Source organism: Clostridium paraputrificum AGR2156 (assembly GCF_000424025.1).
Lineage (GTDB): Bacteria > Bacillota > Clostridia > Clostridiales > Clostridiaceae > Clostridium > Clostridium paraputrificum.
The window spans coordinates 1-9099 of the sequence record NZ_AUJC01000022.1; the positions used below are offsets into that span (position 1 = coordinate 1).

The window sequence follows — 9099 nt, forward strand, 5'->3', positions numbered from 1 at the left end:
GATGAAGAAATGATTTCTAAAATTAAATTTAAGAAAAGTAATATAAATAAAGTAGATACACCAATGTTTTATCATTTTACAGTTGAGTTAGATAATATTTATGATACTTTTATAGATTGCTCCAAATATGGTAAAGGATGTATATTCATAAATGGTTTTAATATTGGAAGGTACTGGAGTAAGGGGCCTATACAATATTTATATGTGCCATCTGGTTTACTAAATGAGAAAAATGATATTGTTGTATTTGAAAGTGAAAATGTATTAATTAATACTCTTGAGTTTAGCCATAAGCCTATTTTTTGTGATAAATAAAAATTTTATGGAGCTGTATCACAATAATGAATTATTTTGATACAGCTCATTTAGTTATTTATTAAAATTATTTCAAACGAAATAATGAATAAGTGTTCAGTAAGACTATAGTGTTAAAAAGTAGTTTTATAGATCAATATTATTAGTAATTATTTAAATAATGCTCTATCTTTATAAATAAGATACCCTAAGAAAAACATAAAAATTAGACTTAAAATACTTTCTCTATAATCGGAGGCAGAAAAACCGTATATTGTAGAAAATATGCAAGTTATTCCGTATATAACTACACCTATTTTTTTACATTTAAGAATCAGTGCAAAAGAAAAAAGAATTATTATTGTTGAAATAGATGAAATAAATATTTCTAATTTAGAATAACCAATGATGGTATGGATATTACTATTAATAATTAGTGCTAATGGTGATATTAATAGCGTAATTATATAAATAACAATATAAAAAATTAAGACCCCACGTAATAATCCATTTAATTTTTTAACTTCTAAAGATTTGTTTTCTTTCATTATAGCCTCCTGATAATATGATTAACAACTATACAATATATTTCCATATAACAAAAAAAATCCTCTTTTTAAAAATATAATTTTGAGAAAAAATAGAAAATAAGTTTACATAAATATATAAATGATCCTTAATAGTATTAATATTTAGAACGATTTTTATCAGCTTCAAATTCAAGATCAATAATCATTTTATTACAAGTAGGATATACAAAGGCTTGATTTTTAATACTTTTCCATTTAAAATAGCTATCTCTTTTTAAGTATATATAGCTAGGTTTAGAATTAGGATGATTTGATTCCCAAGTATTTGCATAACGATAACCAATTAAAGATCCATCTACCATAGGATTAGTGCAATATGGACATTTCATAATATCACCTCATATAATCAATTATTTAAAAAACGCAAAAACACAGTAAATGAAGATAATTTATTTCATTAAAGTTGAATACGTTAAATATATTTTCGTAATAAAAATATACTTTGATTAGATTGAATCTCAGATATATTAGTTTTAAAATTATCTTTACTTATAGTAGAAATTAGAAAGCTAGTATAAGGATAATGATACATATTGTGTTAAAATAAAATAAGATAGTTTATTTAATCTAATTTGAAGGTGATTATATGGGAAAAGCAAGATTTATAAGAAAAATGAATTGTACTCATTTACCTAATAAATATTTAATATTTGAAAATAATAAAAAAATATTATTAGAGGATGGTGTGACAGAAGTTGAATTAAGACCTGGATATCATACTGTATATGTTAAGGAACGTAAGCTATGCAGTCCTTTAATAGAATTTGAAATAATGGAAGATGAGACTATTGAATTTGAAGTAGGGTATACTATTAGTGACTTAAGAGTATTATTTGATATATGGGCAGCTATATTTAAAAGACATAACTATATGTATATAAAAAAGAGGGTTTAGAATTTTGTTTATAGTTGACTCTATGGAAGAAAATAGGTATAATTTAAAAAGCAATAATATTTTTACAGAAGGAAGAAAACAAAATGACTAATAATATAAACTTAACTAATACAGTAAAAGTAAATAAGTATTATTTTAGCTATTATAGTTAGGTTTGTATTTGTGATAGATATTAATATTCATCATAGATACAGGCCGAATTGTTTGTATCTATGATGGCTAATTTTTGTTGTTTTTAAGCCACATAGATGATTACTATGTGGCTTTTTCAATCCTAAAAAGTAAGAAGCCATGTAGTGTATGCTATGTGGCTTTTCTGTATATAAACAAAAGAAAGAGGGATTGTAATGAGAAAAAGAATGGATGTTTTAATTATAGGATTTATGCTATTTGCTAACTTTTTTGGGGCAGGAAATTTAATATTTCCACCATTTTTAGGAGCAACTTCAGGTAGTAATTGGTTAACTAGTTTTGTAGGATTTATTGTGGCAGATATAGGAATAATACTTTTATCTATTTATGCCATTGCAAAGGCAGGATCATACCAAAATATCGCTAGTCGTGCAGGTAAAAGGTTTGGTATTTCAATTGAACTTATTATGATGCTTTGTTTAGGACCAATACTTGTTATTCCTAGAACTAGCGCTACAACTTTTGAGCTAAGTATAGCACCTATATTTGGTGATTTTAATAAAGTTATATTTTCAATTATTTTCTTTACTCTAGTATTTTTACTAACAATGAGACCATCTAAGACTGTAAACATTATTGGAAAATACTTAACTCCAGTACTTTTAGTTACATTATTTGTTCTAATTGTGAAGGGTATAATTTCTCCCCTTGGAGATATAAAAACAGATATAAATTCAGAAAGTTTATTTGCCCATGGACTTACACAAGGATATCAAACAATGGATGCCTTAGGAATGGGTGGAGTAGTTGCCTTTATAATAGCCTCATTTAAAAGTAGGGGATACAGTGATAAAAAGGAAGTAGCTAGTCTTACTATTAAGGCCTCTTTGATTGCTGGAATTGGATTAATAATGGTATATGGTGGACTAGCGTTCTTAGGAGCAACTATGTCTAATAGTTACAATGGATTAATGTCTCAAACAGAGCTATTATCTAGTATAACTAGAGGTTTATTAGGAAACTTAGGAACTATATTATTAGGGATAATTGTTGCATGTGCATGTTTTACAACTGCAGCAAGTTTAACATCAATTACTGCTAAATACTTTTCAGATTTAACAAAGAATAAAATTAAATATGAGTATTTAGTAATGGGGATATGCATATACAGTACAATAATGTCCAACCTAGGGGTTGATAGGATAATAGCTATTGCAGTGCCAATACTTACAGTTTTATATCCTGTTGCTATCATTTTAGTTTTACTTAGTTCTATGCCAAAAATATTTACTACTGATAGCATGTTCAAGGGAGCAGCTTATACCACACTTGTTATTAGTACATTAACTGTTATAGATAGCTTTGGTATTAGTATAGGTTTTATACACAAGCTTCCTTTTAATAATCTAGGGTTTAATTGGATTATACCTGCATTAATTGGTGCATTTATAGCTAAGCTAATATCAAATATAACTTCTAAGGTTATATATAATGATTAAAGGAGGTGATTATTTCACCTCCTTTACTAATCTTCAAAAATTTGTATGTAACCCATCTTAAACATTTCAAATTGATAAAATTCTTTACTAGCTTCATAAAGCTTCAATAATTTCATATCATCTATAGATTCTACAGGATAACCTAAAGAGCTTAATAATTCCCTAAAAAGTTTATAACTAATATGATCAGCTGACTTTTTAGTATTAACTTGATATTCATATAAATTACTTTTTTTTAATAAGTTAGAGTCTGATGCTGAAATTGAATAATCTTGATCAATTATGTCACTAAGACTTACATTAAATTCTTTACAAATCTTTTGAGCTACAGTCATGGAAGGCATTCTAGTACCTTTTTCATAATTAGATAAAGAGGGTCTAGATATACCTATTCTATCTGCAAATTCTTGTTGGGTTAAATTTAACTCAAATCTAAGTTTTCTTATTTTGTTATTAATATCCATAAAAACACCTCACAATTGGAATTATATACAAAATGTGTAAAAAAGTAAACGATAAGTAGAGATAAATAACAAAATAGTTAATAAATTTTACAAATTGTAAAATAATGGTTGACAACTAGTGTTATTAGTAGATATACTTTTTGTAAAGAATATTAACAAAATATGTAAAAACTATTAACTTTTATAAGGAGGGAATGATGAATTTAAAGGTTGCAAGGGTTATTAAAGGGTTTACTCAAGAGAGATTGGCAGAAAAGTCTGGGGTATGTCGAACAACTATTTCAAGGCTTGAACAAAATAAGGGGGATAACATAAAAAATGATACTAAAAATAAAATTGCAGATGCTCTGAATTTTACTGTTGATGAATTATTTAATAAAGATGATGAGGGATAATCAGAGGGGGAGGAATGAATTTCAAAATTCTACAATCTTATATAAATTTCTGTGAAGTAGAGAAATTAGATGCATCTTGGGAAGGCTTAATTGAATTTAAAAATAAATTTTTGGGGGGAGTAAGGCTTACCATGGATTTAAAATGGATAAAGTTAAGTACAAGCATATTTCATGATGAAAAGATGAGGCTAATAGAAGCAATGCAAGAAAATGATACTATAATTTGCATTTGGATTAGGTTACTGATTCAAGCAGCAAGGACTAATGCTAGTGGTTTAATTTTTTTATCAGAAGGAAAACCTTACACAGAAGAAATGTTAGCTATTATATTTAATAGACCAATAAGCTCAGTTAGGTTAGGTGTGGGGACGCTGAGAAACTTAGGTATGATAGATATTGACAAAAATAATATTATAAGAATTGTTAATTGGGAAAAATATCAAAATATAGAGGGCATGGAGAGAGTTAGAGAGCAAACTAGAAAAAGAGTAGCAAAATGTAGAACTAAAAAGAAAAATGAAGAGAGTATAAATGACCTAATGGAAAGTAACGTTACAGTAACTAAAGAGAAAGAAGAAGAAGATAATAGATATATAAATATATCTATTAAGAAGAAGAATGAAGATATAGATAGGAAAAGTATAGAATTAGTGTCTTACTATGAAAAGCTTTTAGGGAAAGTTGGAGTTCTAAATTTATCATCAATAAGATTAGCTTTAAACATGTATGATTTTAAATATGTGAAAATGGCAATTGATAAGGCTATTGAAGCAGATAAGATTACTATGGGGTATATAAATGGTATTCTTAAAAATTGGGCAAGAGAAGGGTACCCAAAGGAGAAGGGAGTTAGTGATGGAGGGGAGTTTAGTGGATTTAAACCAAATGAGCCAGAAGTTTTGTCAGAGAATGAAAGAGGAAGAGCAGAAGACCTTATATAAGTGTGAGAAGTGTCATGATAGAGGGTGGATTATAATTCCTAGGGAACATGCCCAAGCTTTGTTTGTGAGATGTGAATGTCAAAATGTTAATAAGGTAAAGGGACAGTGGAAGGAATCAGGAATTAAAGTTGACATGTGCAAGTATACATTTAGTAACTATAAGGTGTGGAATGATTTTTCTAGAAAAGCTAAGGATAGTGCATCTTCATATTATGTAAAATTTGAGGTTATAAGATATTCAAGGCATAACAGCATTATATTTTGTGGTCAAGTAGGCTCTGGAAAAACTCATTTAGCTGTTGCACTAAGCTTGAATCTCCTTGAGAGTGGGTTAAATGTTGTGTATTTGCCTTACAGAGATGTGGTTACTTCAATAAAGCAGAATATGTTAGATGGAGATTATTATGCAAATATTATTAATAGATATCAGGTTTGTGATGTACTTCTTATAGATGATCTCTTTAAAGGGAAGATAAATGAGAGTGATATTAATATAATGTTTGAGATTATAAACTACAGGTATTATAACTGTTTGCCAATTATAGTTTCTACGGAGTTTACTGTAGACAAGCTCCTATCTGTTGATGAAGGGGTTGGCTCTAGAATATATGAAATGTGTAAGAGGTATGTGGTGGAGATACCTAAAAAGATTGAGAATAACTATAGGTTGAGATAGGTAAGAAGGTAAAAAGGGGTGGACAAGCAGTGGGGATAATAAGTGGAACGTGTGGCTAAGCTTGGGATATACTAATGAACTTAGAGTTTAGTGAGGCCAAGCATTGAGTATAAGGATGTGGTAAGTTTGAATGGAGAGGATGAGAAGAGGATTAAGAGGTTGGAGATTGCCCTTAGTGGATATGCTAATAGGAATTTGATTTTGGCTATGGAGAATAAGAAGTTAATGGAAGAGAATTATGGGCTTAAGAAAGTGCTTAAGATATTTGAAGAGAGGGTTATTGAGAATGGGTGAAGAAGCTCTATGTGGGACTTCTTTTTTTGATGAGACTTGGAGCATAGTGACGGAACAAGCAAAATAAATATCCACCATACCTTTTTGTTTTTGAGATAATATGTAGAAAGTACGACATAAATCAGCTTTGAAAACTAAATAATATAGTATTGGAAAGGATGATATAATAGTATTAAGTTACAGACAGATAAATTAGAATTTTGGGAGGTGCAGAAATGTTTGAGGATATAAAGAATAGCAGTAATTGGGAAACTATTGAAAAGGTCTCAAGGGGGTGGTCAAGTGATAGTAAATATTTGATTAAAACAAAAGAAGGAAAGTTATTATTGCTTAGAATATCCGATGTAGAACAGTATAATGTAAAGAAAAAAGAATATGAGATTATAGCAAAATATTCAAAACTTGGCTTTTCCATGTCCTTACCAATTGATTTCGGAATTTGCAATAACGGAAAAAATGTATATATGTTACTTACTTGGATTGAAGGCAAAGATTTAGAAGAAGTATTATCTGACTTGACAGAAAACGAACAGTATCAGCTTGGCAGAGAGGCAGGAAAGATTTTAAAAAAAATACATTCAATAGAGGTTAATGTAGATGACATACCAAAAGATACAAAGAAAACAAAGAAATTGTTACAGTTATCACGATATGAGGAGTCACAAGTTCGAATTGATGGTGATGAGATTGCAATTAACTATGTAAAGGAAAACATTGACCTAATATGGAAACAGAAACCTGTATATATGCATGGGGACTATCATCCAGGAAATCTTATTTATACAAATGATGGTTCAATTGGTGTGATTGATTTTAATCGTTGGGAAATCGGAGACCCTTATGAAGAATTCTATAAGCTTGAAAGTTTTGGAATTGAAAATAGCATTCCGTATTGTATTGGACAAATAGATGCTTATTTTGATGACCGAATTCCTGAGGATTTTTGGATTACACTTGCAGTTTATGTTGCACATGCTTCTTTATATTCTATTAAGTGGGCAGAGAAATTTGGGCAAGAAGAAATCAATGGAATGGTAGCGAGATGTCGTATGGCATTTGATGACTACGCCGATTTTCAGATGTACCTACCAAAGTGGTATACAGATAAGTATAAAAATAGTAGTCAGTTATAACTTGACGATAAATACGTAACTGGTTTAAGTAAGCAAAAAAGGCATTTGGCAGATTAACAAATTCCAGTTTGTTGATTAGCATATTGAAGAGATAAATAGAAAAAGCCGAAAATATAATAAAGATACTGTATTATTCAAAAATGAATTTACAGTATTTTTTTATGTCGCAATTCTAAGAAAGTGCAATCTATGTAGAAATTACGAATTAATTGGAAAGTTTATAAAATCTAGTAAAAGAATATTTTTATAAGTTTTTCAGGGTTTAGAGAAAATAGACACTCTGAATAGAGTAGATTTGAACCTATTTTAATAGTTATATTTTGTATTAAGTCAAGTTTGTGGATAATAAAATACAGAAAGTATCAAAAAAGTTATTTTTTCACAAATATTACAGAAAATAATTGAATAAAAATTCTGAATATTGTAAAATTAAGGTGAATATTAAGTTCAAAAATACTTAAAAGGGGGACCCAAAATGAAAATCAAACAAATTTTATCGGCACTTTTAGTAATTGCATTAACATCTACTGGTGTTACAGTAGGAGTAAATGCAATTGAAAGTAAGTATGATGGAAAACACCAGCTTAACGTTACAAATGAAAAAAACTCAGATGAACTTAAGAGAAAAATAGTAGGATACTTTCCAGAATGGGCTTATTCAAGTGAAGCTCAAGGATACTTTAATGCAACAGACCTACAGTGGGACTCTATAACTCATATCCAATATTCCTTTGCAATGGTTGACCCATCAACTAATAAAATTACATTAGGGGATAAGCATGCTGCAATTGAAGAGGATTTTACAGGATATGACCTAAGCTATAAGGGAAAGAAAGTAGAATTAGATACTTCCCTACCTTATAAAGGACATTTTAATGTTTTACAAACTATGAAGAAAAGTTACCCAGACGTAGATCTATTAATTTCTGTTGGTGGTTGGGCAGGAACAAGAGGTTTTTATACTATGCTAGATACAGATGCAGGAATAAACACCTTTGCTGATTCATGTGTTGAATTCATAAGACAATATGGATTTGATGGAGTAGATATTGATTTTGAATATCCTTCAGCTACAAGCCAATCAGGAAATCCAGATGATTTTGATCTTTCAGAACCAAGAAGATCAAAGCTTAACGAAAGATATAATATCTTAATAAAAACTTTAAGAGAAAAGATAGATGAAGCAGCTAAAGCAGATGGAAAAGATTATTTGTTAACTGCTGCTGTTACAGCATCTCCTTGGGTATTAGGTGGTGTAAGTGATAATTCTTATGCAAAATACCTAGATTTTTTAAGTGTAATGTCTTATGACTATCATGGTGGTTGGAATGAGTATGTTGAGCACTTAGCTGGTATATATCCAAATGCAGAAGATAGAGAAACAGTAGCTCAAATAATGCCAACCTTATGTATGGATTGGGCATACAGATACTACAGAGGCGTTTTACCTTCTGAAAAAATCTTAATGGGTATTCCATACTACACAAGAGGATGGGAAAATGTTCAAGGTGGTACTAATGGCCTTCATGGAACAAGTAAAACTCCAGCATCAGGAAAATACAATATATGGGGAGATGACCTTGATGGTGATGGTAATTTAGAACCAGCAGGAGCAAATCCATTATGGCACGTATTAAACCTTATGGAAAATGATCCTAATTTAAAAGTATATTGGGATGATACTTCTAAGGTGCCATATGTTTGGCAAAATAATGAAAAGGTATTCTTATCCTTTGAAAACGAAAAATCTATAGATGCAAGATTAGATTATATTAAAGACAAAAAT

At 29.5% G+C, this 9099-nt stretch carries 11 protein-coding genes and 1 pseudogene; 9 read left to right on the forward strand and 3 right to left on the reverse strand.

Annotation, left to right across the window (positions count from 1 at the left end; translation table 11 throughout):
- Positions 1-315 (forward strand): annotated as a pseudogene (locus G594_RS20355) (beta-galactosidase); the annotation flags it as partial.
- A gap of 149 nt (positions 316-464) precedes the next feature.
- Here the strand turns inward: G594_RS20355 and G594_RS0114270 are convergent.
- On the reverse strand, positions 465-842 hold the full coding sequence (locus G594_RS0114270) for a hypothetical protein (RefSeq protein ID WP_027099197.1): 378 nt from the start codon (positions 840-842) through the stop codon (positions 465-467).
- Between the two features lie 137 nt (positions 843-979).
- On the reverse strand, positions 980-1213 hold the full coding sequence (locus G594_RS0114275) for a PF20097 family protein (protein WP_027099198.1): 234 nt from the start codon (positions 1211-1213) through the stop codon (positions 980-982).
- 257 nt (positions 1214-1470) lie between these two features.
- On the opposite strand from G594_RS0114275, the gene G594_RS19050 reads away from it, so the two are divergent.
- Together G594_RS19050 and brnQ are read left to right on the forward strand one after the other, a co-directional pair.
- Positions 1471-1779, forward strand: coding sequence for a hypothetical protein (locus G594_RS19050; RefSeq protein WP_034866857.1), 309 nt, complete (start codon positions 1471-1473; stop codon positions 1777-1779).
- 347 nt (positions 1780-2126) lie between these two features.
- A complete protein-coding gene (brnQ, locus tag G594_RS0114290; protein WP_027099199.1) occupies positions 2127-3410 on the forward strand; it encodes a branched-chain amino acid transport system II carrier protein in 1284 nt (427 codons plus the stop codon).
- A 26-nt stretch (positions 3411-3436) separates the two neighbouring features.
- On the opposite strand, the gene G594_RS19725 is transcribed toward brnQ, so the two are convergent.
- Positions 3437-3874: a helix-turn-helix transcriptional regulator gene (locus tag G594_RS19725; protein WP_051196029.1), complete on the reverse strand. Its 438-nt coding sequence runs from the start codon at positions 3872-3874 to the stop codon at positions 3437-3439.
- A 197-nt stretch (positions 3875-4071) separates the two neighbouring features.
- Here G594_RS19725 and G594_RS0114300 point away from each other — a divergent pair, with 197 nt between their 5' ends.
- The 6 genes from G594_RS0114300 to G594_RS0114325 all read left to right on the forward strand — a co-directional run.
- Positions 4072-4269, forward strand: coding sequence for a helix-turn-helix domain-containing protein (locus tag G594_RS0114300; RefSeq protein ID WP_027099200.1), 198 nt, complete (start codon positions 4072-4074; stop codon positions 4267-4269).
- Positions 4270-4283: 14 nt separating this feature from the next.
- The gene (locus tag G594_RS0114305) at positions 4284-5210 is read left to right on the forward strand and encodes a phage replisome organizer N-terminal domain-containing protein (protein ID WP_051196030.1); all 927 of its coding nucleotides are present in this window, start codon (positions 4284-4286) and stop codon (positions 5208-5210) included.
- Entirely contained in the window at positions 5155-5886 is a 732-nt protein-coding gene (locus G594_RS0114310; RefSeq protein WP_242829732.1) for an ATP-binding protein, read from the forward strand. The genes G594_RS0114305 and G594_RS0114310 overlap by 56 nt, the downstream gene beginning before the upstream one ends.
- Before the next feature lie 90 nt (positions 5887-5976).
- A complete protein-coding gene (locus G594_RS20180; protein ID WP_155849316.1) occupies positions 5977-6180 on the forward strand; it encodes a hypothetical protein in 204 nt (67 codons plus the stop codon).
- Positions 6181-6395: 215 nt separating this feature from the next.
- A complete protein-coding gene (locus tag G594_RS0114320) occupies positions 6396-7313 on the forward strand; it encodes an aminoglycoside phosphotransferase family protein (protein ID WP_027099203.1) in 918 nt (305 codons plus the stop codon).
- A gap of 475 nt (positions 7314-7788) precedes the next feature.
- A partial coding sequence (locus G594_RS0114325; RefSeq protein WP_027099204.1) for a glycoside hydrolase family 18 protein occupies positions 7789-9099 on the forward strand: 1311 nt, incomplete at its 3' end.

What these genes read in the sequence shown, in the direction of transcription:
- G594_RS0114270 (WP_027099197.1), bottom strand. Translation starts at nt 842, where the DNA reads ATGAAAGAAAACAAATCTTTAGAAGTTAAAAAATTAAATGGATTATTA.
- G594_RS0114275 (WP_027099198.1), bottom strand. Translation starts at nt 1,213, where the DNA reads ATGAAATGTCCATATTGCACTAATCCTATGGTAGATGGATCTTTAATT.
- G594_RS19050 (WP_034866857.1), top strand. Translation starts at nt 1,471, where the DNA reads ATGGGAAAAGCAAGATTTATAAGAAAAATGAATTGTACTCATTTACCT.
- brnQ (WP_027099199.1), top strand. Translation starts at nt 2,127, where the DNA reads ATGAGAAAAAGAATGGATGTTTTAATTATAGGATTTATGCTATTTGCT.
- G594_RS19725 (WP_051196029.1), bottom strand. Translation starts at nt 3,874, where the DNA reads ATGGATATTAATAACAAAATAAGAAAACTTAGATTTGAGTTAAATTTA.
- G594_RS0114300 (WP_027099200.1), top strand. Translation starts at nt 4,072, where the DNA reads ATGAATTTAAAGGTTGCAAGGGTTATTAAAGGGTTTACTCAAGAGAGA.
- G594_RS0114305 (WP_051196030.1), top strand. Translation starts at nt 4,284, where the DNA reads ATGAATTTCAAAATTCTACAATCTTATATAAATTTCTGTGAAGTAGAG.
- G594_RS0114310 (WP_242829732.1), top strand. Translation starts at nt 5,155, where the DNA reads ATGAGCCAGAAGTTTTGTCAGAGAATGAAAGAGGAAGAGCAGAAGACC.
- G594_RS0114320 (WP_027099203.1), top strand. Translation starts at nt 6,396, where the DNA reads ATGTTTGAGGATATAAAGAATAGCAGTAATTGGGAAACTATTGAAAAG.